General features: G+C 70.2%; 21 protein-coding genes. 13 read left to right on the forward strand and 8 right to left on the reverse strand.

What is annotated here, in order from left to right; all coding sequences use genetic code 11:
* Window positions 1-95: 95 nt before the first annotated feature.
* Window positions 96-1,607 (reverse strand): hypothetical protein, encoded by a 1,512-nt coding sequence (locus OHU74_RS33820; protein WP_371619459.1) that lies wholly within the window; start codon window positions 1,605-1,607, stop codon window positions 96-98.
* Window positions 1,608-1,977: 370 nt separating this feature from the next.
* On the opposite strand from OHU74_RS33820, the gene OHU74_RS33825 reads away from it, so the two are divergent.
* Window positions 1,978-2,715 carry a cyclopropane-fatty-acyl-phospholipid synthase family protein gene (locus OHU74_RS33825; RefSeq protein WP_371619460.1) on the forward strand — a complete coding sequence of 246 codons (738 nt, stop codon included), beginning with the start codon at window positions 1,978-1,980 and terminating at the stop codon, window positions 2,713-2,715.
* Window positions 2,716-2,761: 46 nt separating this feature from the next.
* Entirely contained in the window at window positions 2,762-3,154 is a 393-nt protein-coding gene (locus OHU74_RS33830) for a VOC family protein (protein WP_371619461.1), read from the forward strand.
* Here OHU74_RS33830 and OHU74_RS33835 read toward each other — a convergent pair.
* A complete protein-coding gene (locus tag OHU74_RS33835; protein ID WP_371619462.1) occupies window positions 3,148-3,726 on the reverse strand; it encodes a TetR/AcrR family transcriptional regulator in 579 nt (192 codons plus the stop codon). The two genes, OHU74_RS33830 and OHU74_RS33835, sit on opposite strands and share 7 nt — an antisense overlap.
* A gap of 145 nt (window positions 3,727-3,871) precedes the next feature.
* Here OHU74_RS33835 and OHU74_RS33840 point away from each other — a divergent pair, with 145 nt between their 5' ends.
* A complete protein-coding gene (locus OHU74_RS33840; RefSeq protein ID WP_371619463.1) occupies window positions 3,872-4,729 on the forward strand; it encodes an NAD(P)-dependent oxidoreductase in 858 nt (285 codons plus the stop codon).
* A 127-nt stretch (window positions 4,730-4,856) separates the two neighbouring features.
* On the opposite strand, the gene OHU74_RS33845 is transcribed toward OHU74_RS33840, so the two are convergent.
* The 5 genes from OHU74_RS33845 to OHU74_RS33865 all read right to left on the reverse strand — a co-directional run bounded on the left by OHU74_RS33845 (window position 4,857) and on the right by OHU74_RS33865 (window position 9,000).
* A complete protein-coding gene (locus OHU74_RS33845; RefSeq protein ID WP_371619464.1) occupies window positions 4,857-5,261 on the reverse strand; it encodes a hypothetical protein in 405 nt (134 codons plus the stop codon).
* A gap of 26 nt (window positions 5,262-5,287) precedes the next feature.
* Window positions 5,288-5,677 carry a VOC family protein gene (locus tag OHU74_RS33850; protein WP_371619465.1) on the reverse strand — a complete coding sequence of 130 codons (390 nt, stop codon included), beginning with the start codon at window positions 5,675-5,677 and terminating at the stop codon, window positions 5,288-5,290.
* Window positions 5,678-5,788: 111 nt separating this feature from the next.
* Window positions 5,789-6,346 (reverse strand): GNAT family N-acetyltransferase, encoded by a 558-nt coding sequence (locus OHU74_RS33855; RefSeq protein WP_371619466.1) that lies wholly within the window; start codon window positions 6,344-6,346, stop codon window positions 5,789-5,791.
* 104 nt (window positions 6,347-6,450) lie between these two features.
* Window positions 6,451-7,005 carry a YceI family protein gene (locus OHU74_RS33860; protein WP_371619467.1) on the reverse strand — a complete coding sequence of 185 codons (555 nt, stop codon included), beginning with the start codon at window positions 7,003-7,005 and terminating at the stop codon, window positions 6,451-6,453.
* 192 nt (window positions 7,006-7,197) lie between these two features.
* Entirely contained in the window at window positions 7,198-9,000 is a 1,803-nt protein-coding gene (locus OHU74_RS33865) for a prolyl oligopeptidase family serine peptidase (protein WP_371619468.1), read from the reverse strand.
* A 55-nt stretch (window positions 9,001-9,055) separates the two neighbouring features.
* Between OHU74_RS33865 and OHU74_RS33870 the strand changes: the two genes are divergently transcribed.
* The 8 genes from OHU74_RS33870 (at window position 9,056) to OHU74_RS33905 (ending at window position 16,019) form a co-directional block, all read left to right on the forward strand.
* Window positions 9,056-10,270: a CapA family protein gene (locus OHU74_RS33870; RefSeq protein ID WP_371619469.1), complete on the forward strand. Its 1,215-nt coding sequence runs from the start codon at window positions 9,056-9,058 to the stop codon at window positions 10,268-10,270.
* A gap of 416 nt (window positions 10,271-10,686) precedes the next feature.
* The gene (locus OHU74_RS33875; protein ID WP_371619470.1) at window positions 10,687-11,874 is read left to right on the forward strand and encodes a ThiF family adenylyltransferase; all 1,188 of its coding nucleotides are present in this window, start codon (window positions 10,687-10,689) and stop codon (window positions 11,872-11,874) included.
* Entirely contained in the window at window positions 11,867-13,117 is a 1,251-nt protein-coding gene (locus tag OHU74_RS33880; protein ID WP_371619471.1) for an MFS transporter, read from the forward strand. Before OHU74_RS33875 ends, OHU74_RS33880 begins: the two co-directional genes overlap by 8 nt.
* Window positions 13,118-13,204: 87 nt before the next feature.
* A complete protein-coding gene (locus OHU74_RS33885; RefSeq protein WP_371619472.1) occupies window positions 13,205-13,510 on the forward strand; it encodes a hypothetical protein in 306 nt (101 codons plus the stop codon).
* Between the two features lie 138 nt (window positions 13,511-13,648).
* Entirely contained in the window at window positions 13,649-14,371 is a 723-nt protein-coding gene (locus OHU74_RS33890; RefSeq protein ID WP_371619473.1) for a dienelactone hydrolase family protein, read from the forward strand.
* A gap of 238 nt (window positions 14,372-14,609) precedes the next feature.
* Window positions 14,610-15,089: a hypothetical protein gene (locus tag OHU74_RS33895; protein WP_371619474.1), complete on the forward strand. Its 480-nt coding sequence runs from the start codon at window positions 14,610-14,612 to the stop codon at window positions 15,087-15,089.
* A 74-nt stretch (window positions 15,090-15,163) separates the two neighbouring features.
* The gene (locus tag OHU74_RS33900) at window positions 15,164-15,379 is read left to right on the forward strand and encodes a hypothetical protein (protein WP_371619475.1); all 216 of its coding nucleotides are present in this window, start codon (window positions 15,164-15,166) and stop codon (window positions 15,377-15,379) included.
* A 10-nt stretch (window positions 15,380-15,389) separates the two neighbouring features.
* Complete coding sequence (locus OHU74_RS33905) at window positions 15,390-16,019, forward strand: class I SAM-dependent methyltransferase (protein WP_371619476.1); 630 nt, start codon at window positions 15,390-15,392, stop codon at window positions 16,017-16,019.
* Window positions 16,020-16,084: 65 nt separating this feature from the next.
* Here OHU74_RS33905 and OHU74_RS33910 read toward each other — a convergent pair whose 3' ends face one another.
* Entirely contained in the window at window positions 16,085-17,080 is a 996-nt protein-coding gene (locus tag OHU74_RS33910) for a GlxA family transcriptional regulator (protein WP_371619477.1), read from the reverse strand.
* Window positions 17,081-17,262: 182 nt separating this feature from the next.
* On the opposite strand from OHU74_RS33910, the gene OHU74_RS33915 reads away from it, so the two are divergent.
* Together OHU74_RS33915 and OHU74_RS33920 are read left to right on the forward strand one after the other, a co-directional pair.
* Window positions 17,263-18,252: an NADP-dependent oxidoreductase gene (locus OHU74_RS33915; RefSeq protein WP_371619886.1), complete on the forward strand. Its 990-nt coding sequence runs from the start codon at window positions 17,263-17,265 to the stop codon at window positions 18,250-18,252.
* Window positions 18,249-18,917, forward strand: coding sequence for an alpha/beta fold hydrolase (locus OHU74_RS33920; protein WP_371619478.1), 669 nt, complete (start codon window positions 18,249-18,251; stop codon window positions 18,915-18,917). The genes OHU74_RS33915 and OHU74_RS33920 overlap by 4 nt, the downstream gene beginning before the upstream one ends.
* Window positions 18,918-19,031: the final 114 nt, after the last annotated feature.

Below are 19,031 nucleotides of genomic sequence, written 5' to 3' on the forward strand. Positions count from 1 at the left end.
GGAGGGCGGCCGCGATGTGCGCGCAGGTGGCGGCCGACCGGAACGCGCGAGGAGACGGCCGTCACCCTGAGCACTTCAAATACTGCCAGCGCCCGTCACGCTCCGGACGTCGCGACGGGGCGGACGTCGCCCGGTGTGGCGCCGGACCCTCCACCCGCGTGGTCACCCGGATCCACGTCGACCGGGGCGCCGCCACTGGCGGTGGCACGGCGTCGCGCCACGTACTCGGCCAGGAGCAGCAGCACGGCGACGGTGCCGGCGAGCGCGGGCCAGTACACGTAGCGGAAATTGGACTGGGGCGCCGTCGGCAGGTAGGCGAGGACGTACAGGACCGAGCTGGCGCCGAGGAGCCGGAGCTCGCGGGCGTAGCGGCTGCTCCAGCGGCGCAGCGTGAGGACCAGGCCGACCACCAGCCAGAACCAGCCCTGGAAGATCATCGGCAGGTCGCGGGCGAACCCGGTCACGTATCCCTGCAGGGACTCCTTGAGCGTCTCGTTGACCGGCGCGCTCGCCAGGGCGGGGGGCTGCGGGGCGTGGGGGTCGATGTCGCTGCCGTTCTGGAAGGCCTGGTTGCCCTGGAAGAGCAGCTTGGAGAAGACCCGGACCCGGTACACGGTGTAGCCCCGCAAATGCTTCGGCATCTCCTGTGTCCACATGCGGAGGAGGACGTCGGTGTTGCCGCGCAGCTCCTTGACGCCGAGCGACTTGTTGCGCGGGTAGCACTGGAAGTACGCGTCGGCCGGGATGCGCTCGCTCTGGCAGGTGGTGGCGGCGGCGACCAGGCGGTTGCGGAAGTCCGCGCTGGCACCGGCCTTGTCGGCCGCGGCGCCCACCTGGGCAGGGGTGAGCACGTGGACGATGTCGTCCAGCGGGATCTGCGCGTACTGCCGGGTGGCGACCGGATGGGTGGTCGACGACACGGCCGCGCTGGCGACCGCGGTGACCGCGACGAGCGCACTGGTGGCGATGAGCCAGCGGCGTCGGCCCGAGGAGGGCCAGATCGCGAGGACCAGCATGATGAAGACCGGGATCACGGCGACGAAGCCGTTCTTCCGGACCAGGAGGGCGTAGGCGAGGAACAGCACGCCCAGGATCAGCAGCGCCCAGCGGGTCCTGGTCCGGCCGGCCGGCAACTCCCGCGCGGTGAGCACGACCGCGAAGGCCGCGAGCAGGGCGTACGCCATGTGCACGTCCTTCCACACCACTCCCGTGAAGTTCATGACGTGCGGGGCGAGGCCGACGGCGAGCATCGCCAGGGAGAGCCAGCGGCTGCCGGTGTTCTTCCACACCAGCCGGGCGAGAACCCAGAGCGTCCCCCACAACACGACGGCCTGCAGTGCGGCCATCGCCGATACGGCGCCGGTCGTGTGGATGAGGATCCGCCACAGCAGGGCCATCACCGGCGGATGCCAGTCGTTCACCGGCTGGTCGCCCAGGGCCTGCCCCAGCTGTTCGAGGCTGTCGACGCTGAGGTATCCGGGGTGGAACACGACGGTCACGGCATACGCGCAGAACGCGGCGATGGCCGCCAGGCACCACGGCCACAGCGCGCCGCGCTGCCAGGCGCTGCGCAGCGTTGTGGTCCACCGGTCGACGGTTTGGGGCACTTGGGCGGAGTCCTCTCCAGAGCGGTTGAACAAGAGGGTGCGGCAGGCGGCGAAGCGCATGGGCGTCACCGCCGCCCGCTGCAGGTGGGGACGGCCGCGAACGGAGTGATCTCACGCCGGCCGACGGCGCCGCGGCGATCCCGGTACAGCATGAGGGAAACGTAATCTTGTGTGACTGGGATCTCCAAATCAAACAAACATCCGCACAAAGGCCTGCGGCGCCCGTCGTGAGGCGGCCGACACCGCCCACCGGGGCGGCCACGGCGCCGTGCAATCGTCAAGACCCGTGGACCGGCGGTTACTTCGCAGGTTCCGATCCTTGATCGAAAAGGGGGTGCGGGCTCTCTGCGACTCCTGGCAAGCTTCCCCGGTGAATCGTGAAGAGATCTCAAAAATTGCCCATGCCGAGCACCCGATAAAGTCGCCGATCGACGACGACTCGGTACGCCGGCTGCTGGAACGCGGCCTCCCGCGCGGCGACGAGCGGGTGCTCGACCTGGGGTGCGGGACCGCGGAATGGCTCCTGCGCTCTCTGGCAACGCGTCCGGACCTGCAAGCCGAGGGTGTCGACGTCTCCGAGGACGCCCTGGCGCAGGCCGACCGGGCGGCGAGCCACCTCGGAGTCCGGGAGCGCCTCGTCCTCCACCACCAGGAGGCCGCGGACTTCGTCTCCAAGCAGCCGTTCGACCTGGTGCTCAGCGTCGGGGCCACGCACGCCTTCGGCGGTCTGCTGCCCACCCTCGCAGCGGCACGCGAGCACCTGGCTCCGGGCGGCCGGGTCCTGATCGGGGAGGGATATTGGGACAGCAATCCCTCCCGGGAGGCCCTCGAGATGTTCGAGGACCTCACCGACCTGGCGACCACCGTGGACCGGGTCGTGGCCGACGGGTGGACTCCCGTCGACGGGCACGTCAGCACGCGCCGCGAACTCGACGATTACGAATGGGCCTGCTGGGGCTCCCTGGCCTCGTGGGCCCTGGACCACCCCGCCGATCCGGACAGCTCGCACGTGCTGGAGACCGCGACCGCCCGACGCTCCGAGTGGCTGCGGTCCTACCGGGACAGCTGGGGCTTCGTCTCCCTGATCCTGCGCCGGACTTCAGACTGATGGACCTCGGTGGCGTCCGGGGTGAAACCCGGGAAGGCTGGCGCGCATGGTTTCGGTAGTGCAGAACGTGGCGATCGACTGTGCGGATGCCTACGAGCTGGCCCGGTTCTGGAGCGGGGTGACCGGGCGTCCAGTGGACCCGGAGGGCAAACCGGGTGACCGGGAGACGCAGGTGCTGCTGGCGGAGGGCCCGGTGCTGTACTTCAATCAGGTGCCCGAGCCCAAGAAGACCAAGAACCGGGTCCATCTCTGTCTGCGCCCCGAGACCTCGCGCGAGCAGGAGGTCGAACGGCTGCTCGGCCTCGGTGCCACTCTTGTCGCCGATCACCGGAATCCCGACGGCTCCGGCTGGGCAGTCCTCGCCGACCCCGAAGGCAATGAATTCTGTGTCCTTCGCAGCGACTCCGACCGGGCGTCGGGAGAGGGGCCCCGTCAGTAGTACGAGCGAACCAGTCGGGTGAGGTGACGGCCGGCCGTCAGCAGGGGGCTTTGGCTGCGGGTGACCTGGGAAGTCATCTCCGCGCCCTCGAGGGTGTTGATGACCGTGACCGCCAGGTCGCGGGCATCCGGTTCCGCGATGCCCGCCGCGAGCAGCTTCTCGGCCACCAGGTTCTGCCAGTTGTGGAAGGCATCCGCGCAGGCCGCCTGGATGTCCGGGAGCCGGTCCAGGGTCTCCAGCGCGGTGGCCGTCACTGGGCAGCCGTCGGCCCACTGGGAGGTGTGCAGGGCCGCGGCCAGTTGCGCGGCCACTGCCCCGACCGCCTCCGCCGCGTCCTCGCGGGAGTCCAGCCCACTGCGCAGCAGTTCCGCGAACTCCTGGTCGCCGAAGCGGATCGCGGCCACCGCGAGCTCCTGCTTGCCGCCGGGGAAGAAGTGGTAGAGCGAGCCGAGGGTCGCCTCGGCGTCGCGCACGATCTGCTTGATCGGTGCGTTCTCGTACCCCTGGTGCTGCATCAGTCGAGAAGCGGTCCTGACCAGGCGTTCCCTGGTTCCCAGTGCGGTTTCTGCCATGGGGGCATCGTACCCCGTCCCTAAATAGAGCGTTCGCTCCAGTCCTGTGTTACGGTCACCCAAGTCTCTAGATAGAGCGTTCGTTCTAGTCGGTTGGCAGTCAGCCAGCCAGCTAGTCAGTCATCACGAATGGATGGGGATCTTCATGAGCAAGCGCACGGTGACCGTCATCGGACTCGGACCGATGGGCCGGGCCATGGCCGGGGTGTTCCTCGACGCGGGATACGACGTGACGGTGTGGAACCGCACCGCCGGCAGGGCCGAGGAACTGGTGGCGCGCGGAGCGGTCGAGGCCGGGGACCTCGCCGCGGCACTGGAGGCGGGCGGCCCCGTGCTGCTCAGCCTCATCGACGTCGGCGCGATGTACGGGACCTTCGGCGAGGCGGACCTGAACGGCAAGGTACTGATCAACCTGTCGTCCGACACGCCCGAGAAGGCGCGCGCCGGTGCGCACTGGGCGAAGGAGCGCGGGGCCTCGTACCTGGTGGGTGCCTTCAACATCCCGCCCGCGGGGATGGGCAAGCCCGAGTCCTCGGCCTTCTACAGCGGCCCGCGCGAGCTGTACGACGAGCACCGCGAACTACTGGCGGTGCTGACCACTCCGGACTTCCGGGGCGAGGAGCCCGGCTTGGCGGCGCTGTACTACCAGATCAACATGATCATGTTCTGGACGGCCATGACGGGTTATTGGCAGGCCGCGGCCGTTGCCCAGGCGAACGGGCTGTCCACGGAGGACTTCCTTCCGTACGCGACGTACACCGCGGACAGCATGAGCAACTTCATCCGCTTCTACGCGGCCCGGATCGACGCGAACGAGCACGGCGGGGAGGTGGACCGCCTGACGATGTGCCTCTCCAGCGTCGAGCACCTCACCCGCACCGCCGCCGACTCCGGGGTCGACGCGTCCGTGCTGCAGGCCCATGTGAACCTGTTCCGCAGCGGTGTTGCCGCGGGCCACGGCGCGGACAGCAGCTCCAGCCTGGTCGCACTCCTGAGGCGCTGAGGCAGGCAGTGCCGGGTTCCGGGAATCTGCCGGATCAGCCGCCGCCGCGGCGCGCGCAATGGGGTGCGTCGGCGCCACGAACGGTCAGTGGAGTGGCGGCCGCAGGCGCAGGCCTGGAACGGGGTACTCAGATCTCCTTGGTGGCGTTGAGCCGAGCGATTTCGGTGGCGTACGCGACAGTGCGGGTCGCCGAGGTGCCGGTGGCGTACAGGCCGGTACCGAGTGCGGCCAGGGGGAGGGAGAGGAGGAGGCCGGCGAGTATCGGTGCCCAGTCGCGCTCGGCGTCGCAGCGCTCGCCCGCGTCGGCGCGGTACGACACCGCGTATTTCCTGCTGTCCTGGTGGAAGGCCCTGGATTCGCACTCGACGGGCTTGGAGTTCGAGCCCTGGCCGGCGCTGAAGGGGAAGATGAGCAGGTAGGCGATCCAGAGCCAGATGAGGGCGGCCGCTGCCATCAGGCCCCGGCCCCATCCCTGCTCGCGCAGGGCCCGCACCCGAAACTCTCTGTCGTAGATCTGAGCCAATGAGTTCATGGGCTGAACGTAACGCAGGCCCAGGCCTACGGTGCCAGGGTGCGCAGGACGTCGAACTCGTTGCCCTCGGGGTCCGCCATGACCACCCAGCTGCGGTCCGGGCCCTGGCCCACATCCGTCCTGGTGGCGCCGAGGCCGAGCAGTCTCGTCACCTCGTCCTCGGTGCTTCCGTCGATCGGGCTGACGTCCAGGTGCAGCCGGTTCTTCACGGTCTTGCCCTCGGGCACCTGGACGAACACCACGGTGGGCGGCATCTGTCGGGCCCGAACCTCCTCGACGGTCGGCACCCAGGAGCCGATCTCTACCTGGCCCTCGCCGCGGTCGATCACCTTGAAGTCCAGGACCTCGCACCAGAAGGCGGCAAGCCGCTCCGGATCGTGGCAGTCAACGGTCAACTCGGTGAACCTACTTGTCATGACTCCCCCAGATCGTGCCGACGGTGCGGACGGGGATCAGGGTATGCAGCCGTCCGACAGATCCGAGATCTTTTTGCCCGCGATCAGCGACCCACGACCCGCGACCCGCGGTCAGCGCAGATCGAGCAGCATCACGTCATGGAGATCCGAGCCCGCGCCCCAGGGCCGCGCCTCGCCGACCTTGCGGTATCCCCACGCCCGGTAGGCTGCCGACGCCGCCCTGCTCGCCGGGTGGACGTTGAGCAGCACCCGCTCGGCTCCGATGCCGTCGAGCAGCGTCTCGTGCAGGCCGCGCGCGACGCCCTGTCCGCGCCACGGTCCGCGCACGGCGAGTTCCATGAGCCCGAAGGTGCGCTGCCCGTCCTCGCGCCGCATGTCGGCGGGTACGGGCTCGGTCAGTTCGTCCCACCACACGGTGTCGGACCGCAGCGGGAAGCCGTAGGCCATGCCGATCGGCTCGCCCTGCGGGGTGCGGGCCAGGACAGCGTTGAAGGCGCGGCGGCCGGCCTGTACGGGGAAGCGGCGGAAGGCGGCGGCGACATCGTCCGCGGTCTCGTTGTACGGAGCCTCCGCGAAGGCTTCGGCGTAGATCACCCTGAACGCGCCCTCGGCCTCCACCGCGGCCGATCCGTCCAGGCGCTCCATCGCGATGATCCCGTGCTGCGTCATGTGGTCCCCCCAGAACTGTCACGCACATGCTCGCCGAGCACGCGCGGCAGTCGCAACTTCCTAAAGCCGCCGGGCACGCGGCCGCGGCGGGGGACCGGGTCCGGTCAGGGCTGCCGGATCGCGGAGACCTCGAATTCCAGGACGACCTTGTCGCCCACCAGGACGCCACCGCCCTCCAGAGCCGCGTTCCAGGTGATCCCGTACTCCTTGCGGCTGATCGGAACCGAGCCCTCGAAGCCCACCCGCTCGTTCCCGAACGGGTCCTTGGCGCTGCCCTGGAACTCGAAGTCGATGCTGATCGGCCGGGTGACGTCCTTGATGGTGAGGTCGCCCGTCACCCGGAAGTTGCTGTCGTCGATCGGTTCCACACCGGTGGACACGAAGGTGATGTCCGGGAAGTTCGGGGCGTCCAGGAAGTCGTTGGTGCGCAGGTGGCCGTCCCGCTGTTCGTTGCGGGTGTCGATGCTCGCGGCCTTGATGGTGATCGTCGCGGAGGACTTGGCGGGCTCCGCGCCGTCCAGGTAGGCGGTGCCTTCGAACTCGTTGAAAGCGCCGCGGACCTTGGTGACCATGGCGTGCCGGGCCACGAACCCGATCTGGGAGTGGGCGGGGTCGAGGGAGTAGTTCCCTGTGAGCGAGGTGAGGGGGGTGGTGGTCATGGACCTGCTCCGCGGGGTGGGGGGACGGGGACGTGAGGCGCTGGACCACGCTAGCCAGACCCGCAGCGCAGGGCGTTCGACCACGCCCACCACGCCGGTACGTCACCCGATCGGGGAACAGGCCCGGCCGCCGGGAAGTCAGTGGCGGCCGGCACCCCGGTCCGGTGCTGGACGACGTTCATGGCGCCGGTTTCAGTCCAGCACCCCGTCCACGAACCGCATCTGCACGGCCGCCTGCCGGATCAGCTCCGCGCCGACCAGGGTCCCGTGCCCGGCGTCGTAGCCGTACCGCTCGTGCCGCACCCCCCGCTCCCGCAGCCGCTCCAGATACCGGTCGATCTGCCCGGGCGGGCACCGGGGGTCGTTGTGCCCGTGGAGCACCAGCACGGGTGCCCGTACGCGATCTACGTAAGTCAGCGGTGAGGAGGCCGTGTACACCTCCGGCAGCTCCTCGGGCGAGCCTCCGAACAGCTCCCGGTCGAAGGCTTGCAGGAACTCCGGCCGCTGCTCGTAGGCCGCGGCGTGGTCCGCGATGGGGGACTCCGCGATCCCGGCGGCCCACCGGTGCGGCTGGAGCCCGAGCGCCAGCAGCGTGAGGAAGCCTCCCCAGGACGAACCGGCGACCAGGCAGCGGCCCGGCACGGCCAGCCCGGCGCCGACGGCCCACTCGTACGCCGTGTTCAGGTCCTCCAGCTCGGGGAACCCGGGCCGCCCGTGATTGGCGTCGCGCCACGCCGTGCCGTAGCCGGTGGAACCCCGGTAGTTGACGTGCACGACTGTCACGCCCGCGTCCGTCCACACCGCCCGGTAGGCGGAGTAGCGGTCCGAGTCGGCGGCGTGCGGCCCGCCGTGCAGCAGGAACACGGTGCCCCGGGGAGCCCCGGCCGCGCGGGCGGTCAGAAGGTGCAGCGGCCCGGCGGGAGTCGGCACCCACGCGTCCTCGAGCTCCGGACCGCCTGGCGGCACGCTCCCCGGCGGCCGGAACAGCACCCGGTCGCTGCCGTCCGCGTCCAGGACCCGTACGACCGGTGGCAGCGCCGAGGAGGACCACACGTACTCGACCCGGCCGTCCGCGCGCACGCCCGCCGCGTCGATCGTGCCCGCCGGAACCGGCAGGGCGGTGCTCTGCCCGGTGACCAGATCATGCCGGTGCAGCGTGCTGCGCCCCTGGTGGTGCACGGTGACCAGGAGCGCCTTGCCGTCGGGGTACCACTCGGCCGCGGGCTCACCGGGCGGCAGGGGTACGGGCGTTCGCGTGCCCCGGTCCAGGTCCTGCACCCCGAGCAGGACGCCCTCCGGCGTTTCGCGCCGCACCACCAGGCGCCGGTCACCGGGCACCGGGCTGAAGCCGAAGGCGTCGAGTGCCCCGCCCGCCGGATCCGCGAGCACGGTGACCGTCTTCCCGTCCGCGGTGGAGATCACCTCCAGGCCGGTGTCGCGGGCGAGCACCGCGAGCCGCTCGTCGGCCGACACCGCGAGCAGATCCACATCGTCCTCGAACGCTCGCAGCAGCGTGGCCGTCCCGTCCTCGGAGCCGCCGGAAGGCAGCGACCACAGACCGGTCCCCTCGTCGGTGGCCACGGCGATCAGGGTCAGCTCCGCACCGAGCGCAAGCCCCGCGGGAAACCCTTCCGGCACCCCGCGCACGGGCGTGCCCCGGCCGGTTCCTTCACCACTTCCTTCACCACTTCCTTCGCCACCTCCCTCACCCGGCCCGGCCTCGAAGGGCTGTGTCATCCACCGCCCGACCTCGTCCCCGTCGGTGTCGTCGAACCACCACACCCGCCGCCCGTCGGCGCTCAACGCCCCCAGGCTCGTCCCGGCCGCCCGCCGCGTCACCTGGCGGTGCACATCGGCGGCACGGTCCCAGACATGGATCTCGCAGGCCCCGCTGGTGTTGCACGTGTACAGCGAACGGTCCGGGGCATCCGCGGCCCCGTACGGGAAGCCGGGCCGCGAAGCCGTGAAGCGGTCCTGCCAGTGGTCGGAAGGCATATCGGAATATCCATTCTGCTTTCGCCGAAGGGGTCCACCGTGACAGCCTAAGGGTATGACAACCAGAATTCTGGCGGCAGTTGGCGATGTGCTGATCGACCGCCTCAAGCCCGGTTCGGCATTTGATGGCATTCTTCCCGTTCTGGCCTCAGCGGATATCGTATTCGGCAACTTCGAGGGGGTGTTGGCCGAAAACGGTAGGCCGGCCCCGGGCATGTCCACGGCCACCATCGTGTCGCCGGAGAATGCAGGGCCTTTGGCGATCTTCGACGTCATGTCCCTGGCCAACAATCACGCCATGGACGCCGGATATGAGGGCCTGGCCGAAACCATCGCGACGCTGTCCGGAAAAGGCGTACGGACGGTTGGCGCGGGCCCGGACCTCGAAACCGCCCGGCGCCCCGTCACCCTCCGGGGAGGCCCCGGTTCCAAGGCCGGCGCCGAGGGCGGGCAGCCCGCCGTCGCCTTCGTCGCCATGGCCTCGGTCATGGTCGTCGGCACCCAGGCCGGCCCCGCCACCCCCGGCGTCGCGCCCCTGCGCGCCGAGGACTGCTACACCGCGCCGTTCCCCGGCCACCTCGTCCCGGGCGCCCCCGCCAAGGTGGTCTCCGTCCTGAACGAGCACGACTGGGCCGAGGTCGAGGAGAGCGTACGGGCGGCCAAGGAGGAGTTCGGCCTGGTCGTGGTCAGCGTCCACTGGGGAGACCACACCCGCCCCTGGGTGATCACCGAGCACGAACGGCTCTGCGCCGAACTCCTCGTGGAAGCCGGCGCCGACCTCATCCTCGGGCACCATCACCACCTCCTGCGCGGGGTCCAGTTCATCGAGGAAACTCCCGTCTTCTTCGGCCTCGGCCACATGGTCTTCGACCTGCCTCGCCAGGCGGAGGAACTGCGCGCCCGCGGCGCCGACCCGCAGGAGCTCGACGCCGAGGCCCTGGCCGAGGTCTTCGGGGAGTACGGCATCTACCCGCGCCCGGACTCCCCGGCCGCGTTCCCCTTCCACCCCGACGCCCGGATCACCGCGATCGCGATCATCGAACTGGAGGACACCGGCACCGGCCGCACCGGCCTCGTGCCCTGTCTGATCGACGAGGACGGCACCCCCCAGGTCGTCTCCCGGGACCACCCGCGCTTCGGCGAGGTGCTCGCCTTCCTGCGCACCGCCATGTCCAAGGCGGGACCGGGCACGGACCTCCTCGACGACGGAGCGGTCTTCGCGGACCAGCCCCTGCTCGTCCTGCGTGCCCAGGCTGTGAACGGCGCGTGAAGCTTGTGCGGGTAAATCTGCTATCGGCCATGATCTGCCCCGCTCACGGCGCGTCATCCGCGCAGGTGCCCTCTCTCCGGAGCTCCTCCGAATCCGGACACCCGTTGTCAACGTGCGCGAACGCCACACGGGCGGACATCGGAAGCTGGCCTGAATGCATGGCGCGAAGGATTGCATTCCGAACCCACAATTCCGAGGTCACCGAACAAGGGAGGGGGTGTATCCCCATGCGCATTGTTCGCCGTAAGAAGGCCTACAGCATCGCCGGCGGTTCCTCCGTCAACTAAGGCGATCCAATGATCCAGAAGGCGGCAGGACGCGAGATCATCAGAAATCGCGGGGCCCCGCCTTCTGGATCATTCCCATTCCGTCAAGAAGGTCAATCAGATCAACAAGGTCAAGAAGGGGAGAGCACGGTGCCGAAGCCGGCCCTGAAGTCCACCATCCCGTCATTCAAGGACGAGTCCGGGATCAACTTCCGCATGGCCGGTGAGATCCTCACCCTGGAGGACCCCGACGGAGTCGTCTCCGACCTCGTGGGACTCCTGGACGGCACCCGCGAGCCCACCTCCGTCTTCACCGAGCTCACCGGCCGCCACCCGGCCGTGACCCGCGAGGAGTTCGACCAGGCCCTGGCCGACCTCGACGAAGCCCGGCTCCTCCACGACGCCGACGCCTCGCACGAGGGCCTCACCGCTTACGACCTGGAACGCTGGTCCCGCAGCCTCGGCTTCTTCGAGACCTACGCGACCCTCGCCCGATCCAAGTACGCCTACCAACGCAGCATCCGCGACACCAAGGTCGCCATGCTCGGCGTCGGAGGCGTCGGCTCCCACGTCCTGATGGACCTGGTCGCCATGGGCTTCCGGGACATCCGCATCGTCGACTTCGACACGGTCGAGCTCTCCAACCTCAACCGCCAAGTCCTCTACGGAGAGCAGTACATCGGCAAGTCGAAGATCGAGCAGGCCGCGGCCTGGGTCAAGGGCTACAACAGCGACGTCACCCTGCACACCCTCGAAAAGAAGCTGATGTCCGCCGACGACGTCTACGAGGCCGTCCACGACCGCGACATCGTCATCGCCGCCATCGACCGCCCCAAGACCCGCGCCCTGACCTGGCTGAACGAGGGCTGCCTGCGCGCGGGCGCGGCCCTGGTCACCGGCGGCGTCGACACCCAACGCGCCGTCCACTTCACGGTCCTGCCCGGCATCAGCGGCTGTGTGGCCTGCTGGAAGTCCGCCGCTCACGCCGCGGACGCCACCTCCCGCGACATCTACCTCCAGCAGCGCACGGAGGAGGACGCCGGGCTGCGCTTCGGTGAGGACATGGCCGCCTTCGACGGCCTCGTCTCCCTGCAAACGGCATTCCTGGTTGGTGAGTTGGTACGCCTGGCCACCGGAGTGTCCACCCCGCTGTCGGTGGGCAGATTGCTCCAGGTGACCTTCCAAACTCCGGTCCTCGCCGAACGAGAGACCTGGCAGCGCGATCCCGACTGCCCCGCCTGCAAGGGCGTCACGGCGCCGGCTCGCTTCGCGGCCCTCCGGGGCGCCCTCACCCCCGCTCCGCCCCTGGTCCAGCAGGGAGCGTGGCCCAATGACTGACGCGGCATACGCCGCGGAGCAGGTGAAGGGCTCCGACCGTCGCGGCGAGACCCTGCTCCGCTCGGCCTTCATCGTCTCGTCCACCGGGGACTGGATCTACCGCTTCGCCCTGCCCCTGCTCGTCCTGCAACAGACCGGCTCGGCGATCTCCACCGCCATCACCTACGTACTGGAGATCATCCCGTACGTAGCGGTCGGCCTCTTCGCCGGCACCATCGCCGACCGCGCCGACCGCCGCCGCCTGATGATCTCCTGCGACGGCATCGCCGCCGCCCTCGTCGGCGTCATGGCCGTACTCCTCTTCACCGGCAAACCGTCCATCTGGCTCCTCTACGCCCTGGCACTCCTGCTCGGCACGGTCCGGCCCGTCTACGTACCCGCCTTCCAGGGCTTCCTCGTCGACCGGGTCCCCGAATCCCGCCGACCCGTCATGAACGCCTGGGTCCAGGGCACCGACTCCGCGCTCAGCATGCTCGGCCCGGTCGTCGGCATCACGGTCATCGCCCTGATCGGCCCCGCCACGGCCTGCGCCGTCAACGCCGTCTCCTTCGCGGCCTCCGCGCTGCTCATCCGCTGGGCCCCGCACGGCACGAGCGGCCGGGCCCCGGTGCGCTGGGGCGAGATCGCGCGCAACGTCGGAAGCGACTTCAAGGACGGCCTGGTCTTCATCCGCGACTCGGTCCCCCTGCTGTGGGGCACCGCCCTGATGACGGTCACCAACTTCGCCGCCCTGGGCCTGGAGGCGAACCTCATCTACATCGTCACCGACGACGGCAGGAGCCGGCAGACGGCGCTCGCCCTCGTCTTCGCCGGACAGGGCGCCGGCGCCCTGCTCGGAGCGACCCTGGCACCCGCCGTCATCCGCCGCTTCCCCGTCGGCCCCACCCTCACCGCCGCGATGGGCCTGATGGCGCTCTCGCTCGCACTGCCCGCACTGTCGCCGTCCACCCCCGTCATCGGCGGATCCATGTTCCTCCTCGGCATTTCGACCTCCGCCATCGTGGTGCCCTGGTACACCTTCAGGCAGTCCATCGTCCCCTCCGAACTCATCGGCCGGGTCACCTCGGTAGGCCGCTCGCTCTCCTTCATCACCATCCCGCTCGGCGCCCTCTTCGGCAGCTGGGTCATCGGCCAGTGGTCCGCCACCGCCCTCTTCCTCGTCGCCGGAGCCCTCCAGGGCGCCGTCTGGCTCGGCACCCTGCTTTCCCCCCTCCGCAAGGCGGGAACCAGCGGCGCCGGGTGATCAACCCGTCGACCACCCCACCCGCGACGGCTTCGGCCTGCCAGGACGGGGAATACGCGTGGAGGATTCTCACCGAGGGACGCGGCGATGGGGCGGACCGTGCACCTCCTCGTCGGCGCGGCCCTCGCCGACGAAGGCAAGCGGATCAGCGTCCACCTCGCCGACCAGAACGAGCTGCTCCTGATCCTGGTCCTGAGCCACGCAGCGGCCGAGCCGGAGACGGGAGTACTCGCTCGGCTCGCCGGCGTACCCGGTACCTCGACCTGTGGAACCGAGGCCGGCCCCGAAGGGCGGCGGGTGTGGGCGCTGCTCGACACCGCTCCACCACGGCCAGGGGACCCGGCCTCGGAGCCTCCGAAAAACCCGTTGGTGAAGCACAGCGCGCCCTGTTAGCCTCCCGGAGGCCGTGCAGGAGAACGAGGAGGTGGTACCCGTGAACGCAGTATCGACATGGGTGCTCCCCTCCGGGGTCATGGTCGGGCGATAGGTCGTCCGGGAGCGCCACTCTGTGCACTCCCGAAAGGCACGACCATGCACTTCACTTCCGAACAGCACCTCGACGACGGCGTCCTCGAACGCGAATTCACCCTCGGCGAGACCCCCGGCACCCTTTGGACGCCGGAATCCTCCGCCCCCGCCCCGCTGATCCTGATGGCCCACAACAACGGGCTGCCCAAGCGGGATCCCCGGCTGGCGGCCAGGGCCCGGCACTCCGCGGCGTGCGGCTACGCCGTGGCCACCATCGATGCCGTCGGCTGCGGTGACCGGCCCCGTTCCGCCGCCGATGAACAGGCCCGCGCCGACCTCCGCCGGGCGTTCCAGGCCGGCGAACCGGTCGATGAGATCTTCGAGTCCTTCATCGGTCCGATGGTCGAAAACGCGGTCCCGGAATGGCGGACCACCCTGGACGCGCTCCTCGCCCTGCCCGGGATCGGCGGCCCGGTCGGATACTCGGGGTGGACAGCCCTCGGCATCCACCTTGCGGCCGTCGAGCCGCGCATCGCGGCCGCCGGCTTCTTCGCCGGGGGTTACGTGCCCCGCGCCCAGCGCGAGGAGGCCCGACAGGTCACCATCCCGCTGCTGTTCCTGCTGCAGTGGGACGACGAAGGCAACCCCCGGCAACGGGCCCTGGACCTGTTCGACGCATTCGGCAGCAAGGAGAAGACGTTGCACGCCAATCTGGGCGGGCACGTCGGGACCCCGTGGTTCGAGGTGGAGGACGGGAACCGGTTCTACGACCGGCACCTGAAGTAAAGGCGGGCCCCTGGGCCGACACCGGACGGTGAGCGGCGTCGGCCATGATGCCGTCATCGAGGACGGGCCCCGACCCTCCTCGATGACGGCGCCCGGCATCAGCATTCACCACTCCCCGGCCCGACGGGCGGTCTACCGTACGGACATAAGGCCCCGTGCTGTCGACGCCAAGGAGCGCCCTGTGCCATCGTCCTGCGACTCTCAGTACGCTCCCGCCGGCGACGTGGATGCGGCCCTCATGGTGATCGACTCCCGCCTCAAGCTGATCTACGGCGACAAGACCGAGATCGGCCCCGAACAGCGCCGGCTGACCGACCAGTTCATCGCGTCCTTGGGGCCCGGGGAAGCCGACGCCCTGCTCGACGGCGCGTGCACGCTCATCTACATGTTCATGACGTGGCTGCGGAAAGCCTGCGAGGAGCACGACAAGGACGTCATCGAGTACGTGGTCCCCAACCTCGTGGCCACCATGAGCACGATGTCCCGGAGCATCCCTTCCGAGGCCATCCCCACCATGGCCGGCATGGTCATCGCGGCAGGCACCGGCCTGAGCCCCAGCCTCTGGCGCAAGCAGTACGGCGAGTGGACCGAGGCGGAGATGAACCCCCTGGAAGCCACCGCCATCCTCCTCGCGGAGCAGATCAACCGCATCACCGACGACCCCGACTTCGCCACCCGCCTGATCACCGAAGCACTGTCCAGCGCGACGGAGGCCTGACGTCCTCGGCGGCCGGCGTCTACAGGGAAGCTCTCGCGTCGAGGGTGGTGGGATGGCTGGCCGAAGAGCAGGTCGTGCTCGCTGAGCAGACGCACGAGATGCTCGGCAGGCCGGTCTTCCTGCCGGGGCGGCGATGGGACGAGGCCGTGGAGTGGCCAGGCCGGGGAGCCGACGGGCTGGCCGTCATCCGAGCTCGGACCGTCTTCTGGGGCAGCCTGAGCTCCGAGGGCGCGCCGGTCTGCCCGAACTGCGCTGCGCCCGCCGCCGAAAGCTCCGAGCGCGGGTGTTAGCTTCCTCCTCGTGATGGAGCACCAGGACGAGACCAGGGCGGCCTACAACGGGGTCGTCGACCTGTACGCGTCGATGTTCGCCGATCGGCTGGAGACGCGGCCGTTCGCGCGGGCCATGGTCGACACCTTCGCCGAGCTGGTGCGCGGGTCGGGGAACACACGGGTGGCCGACGTCGGCTGCGGGCCCGGACATCTGACGGCCATGCTGCACGACCTGGGCCTGGACGCCTTCGGGCTCGACCTCTCCCCGGCCATGGTCGACCACGCCAGGCGGGCCCATCCGGCGCTGCGGTTCGACGAGGCGCCGATGGAGGCCCTGCCGGTCGAGGACGGAGCACTCGGCGGCGTCCTGGCCCACTACTCGATGATCCACACCCCGCCCGGGGAACTGCCCGCGCTCCTCGTCGAGCAGGCGCGCGTCCTGGCACCGGGCGGCCTGCTCCTGGTCTCTCTCTTTGCGACCGACGCACCCGAGCCGGTCCGCTTCGATCACAAGGTGACACCCGCCTACAGCTGGCCGGCGAACCGGTTCGCGGAGCTGCTGGCCGGGGCCGGGCTCGTCACCTTCGCCCGCCTCCTCCACGACCCGGCATCCGAGCGGGGCTTCCTCGACGCCCACCTCCTGGCCCGTCTTCGCTGAGACGAGTCGGAATCCCAACTGCTGGGCCACCATGCTGCCTGATACCGAAAAGGGCCCTGGGCCACCTAGTTCGCCCGAGCCCGGAACGTCTGCCGATACACCATCGGTGCGACCCCGATCGCGTGTGCCATGTGCCGTCGCAGTGAGGCGCCCGTACCCAGGCCCGCCTCCTGTGCGATGCGGTCCACCGGCAGGTCGGTGACCTCCAGCAGGCGCCGGGCGTGCTCGACGCGCTGCCGGGTGAGCCACTGGCCGGGGGTCATCCCGACCTCGTCGCGGAACCGGCGCGAGAAGGTCCGTACGCTCATCCCCGCGTGCCGCGCCAGCTCCGCCAGCGCGATCGGGCGACCGAGCCGGGTCAGAGCCCATTCGCGGGTCGCGGCGGTGCTCGCCTGCGAGACCTCCGGCACCGGCCGTTCGATGAACTGCGCCTGCCCGCCCTCCCGCCACGGCGGTACGACACACAGCCGGGCGACCCGGTTGGCCACCGCGCTGCCGTGGTCGCGGCGCAGCAGGTGCAGGCAGAGGTCGACTCCGGCGGCCACCCCGGCGGCCGTGAGCACCTGGCCGCCGTCCACGAACAGGACGTCCGCGTCGACCTCGACCTGGGGGAAGGCAGCCTGGAAGTGTTCCGCCTCGTTCCAGTGGGTGGTTGCCCGGCGGCCGTCGAGGAGGCCCGCGGTGGCCAGGACGTAGGAGGCCGTGCACATCGAGACGATCCGTGCGCCGGCGGGGAGCCGGGACAGGGTCCGGGCCAGTTCGGCGGGCAGCCACTCCACCGCGCCGGGGTCCGCGCCGTCGGCTCCCGGGCCACAGATGAAGGGCGGGATCACGAGGGTGTCGGCGGTGGCGACCGCCTCGCCGCCGTGCTCGACCGTGATGCTGAAGTCGGCACTGGTGCGGACCGGGCGGCCGTCGAGGCTGCAGGTGAGGATCTCGTAGAGGGGTGCGCCGTCCGGGCTTTCGGCCGTACCGAAGATCCGCACCGGAATGGTCATTTCGAAGGGGTAGACCCCGTCGAGGGCCAGGACGACGACCCGGTGGATCCGCTCAGGAGGCATGGCCGGATCTTTTCACATCGTGTCACTCCGGCCACTCGTCCGCCGGGCTAGGGCGCCGCATCCTTGATCACATGACGACGACGACGATGACAACGACGATGACAGCGACGACGACGAAGACGCAGCACCAGCAGCACCAGGACAACGAGCAGGCCGGGCACGGCGGTCCGGCCGGGCGAACCATGTGGGCCATCACCCAGACCGCCCTCGGCGGCCCCGAAGTGCTCCGCCTCACCGAGACCGCGCGTCCGGCGCCCGGCCCCGCGGAAGTGCTCGTACGGATCCATGCCGCGGCCGTCAACCCCACCGACGTCTGGCACCGGGCCACCGGCGGTCTGTCCGGGGCCGACGGGTCGCCCGTCCCGCTCGGCTGGGACCTCTCCGGCACCGTCGAGGCCGTCGGTATCGGCGTCACGCTCTTCCAGCCGGGCGACGAGGTGTTCGGCATGCCCCGCCACCCTGTCCCGGCCGGAACCTACGCCGAGTACGCCACCTCTCCCGCCCGGCACCTCGCGCACAAGCCCGCCGGACTCGACCACGTACAAGCCGCCGCCCTCCCGCTGGCCGCCCTCACCGCCTGGCAGGCCCTGGTGGACACGGCAGGCGTGCGGCCGGGGGAGCGGGTGCTGGTGCACGCGGCGGCCGGGGGAGTGGGGCACCTGGCCGTCCAGATCGCCAAGGCCCGCGGCGCGTACGTCATCGGCACCGCGAGCGCCGCCAAGCACGCCTTCGTCCGCTCGCTCGGCGCCGACGAGGTGATCGACTACCGCACCACCGACTTCGCCGAGGTCGTGTCCGGCATGGACGTCGTCGTGGACACCATCGGAGGCACCTACGGCCCGCGCTCGCTGCGCACCCTGCGCCCCGGCGGCATCGTGGTCTCCCTCGCCTCGCCCGACGAAGCGGCCCTGGCCGAGGAGGCGGCGGCGCTCGGCGTCCGGGCGGTGTTCATGGCCGTGGAGGCCGACCACGCGGGGATGCGGGAGATAGCCGCGCTCGCCGAACGGGGCGAACTGCGCCCGCACATCGCGCAGGTGCTGCCGCTGGCCGAGGCGGGCAGGGCGCACGAGCTCTCGCAATCCGGACGCACCAGCGGCAAGATCGTACTGACCACCGGGGCCGCCTCCACCACCTCCACCGGCGCCGACACGATTCGAGGAGCCCGAAAGTGACCACGTACGTACTCGTCCCCGGTGCCTGGCACGGCGCCTGGACCTTCGAGCCGCTCGCCCGCGAACTGCGGAGCCTCGGGCACCACGCCTATCCGCTGAGCCTGACCGGACTCGGCAGCCGCAGGCACCTGCTGACCCCGTCCGTGAACCTGGACACGCACATCGCGGACGTGGTGAACCTGCTGGAGGACGAGGCGGTCACCGATGCCGTCCTGGTCGGCCACAGCTACGGGGGCATGGTCATCACCGGCGCCGCCGACCGGGTCCCGGAGCGCGTGAAGGGGCTGGTGTACGTGGACGCGATGGTCCCCGAAGACGGTCAGTCCACCTGGTCGCTGGTGTCGGACAACGAGCGCGAGTGGTACCTCGACGGCACCGGGGAGAACGGCTACACCAGCGCCCCGCTCCCCTTCTTCGACCCGCGCGCCACCCCGCACCCGCTGGCCTCACTGCTCCAGGCGGTCCGCCTGGAGGGCGATCTGGCACGCTTCGCCGAGAAGTCGTACGTCTACGCCACCAAGTGGCCGACGCCGTCACCCTTCACGGAGCTGTACGAGCGGCTGAGCGGCTCACCACAGTGGCGCACGCACGCCGTCGAAAGCGGCCACAACGTCATGAGGGAGGCGCCGGATCAGCTGCTGAAGGTGCTCCTGAGCCACGGCTGAGCGGCGTGGGCGTGCCTGCCTCACCGCAGGGTGAGCGGGGTCTCGAACGTGGCGTCGCCTCGGCCACTGACCGGGTGATCCGGGGGGCCGGGCAGGTGGCCGGCAGGTCGGGGT

It is taken from the genome of Streptomyces sp. NBC_00454 (genome assembly GCF_041434015.1).
Taxonomy (GTDB): Bacteria; Actinomycetota; Actinomycetes; order Streptomycetales; family Streptomycetaceae; genus Streptomyces.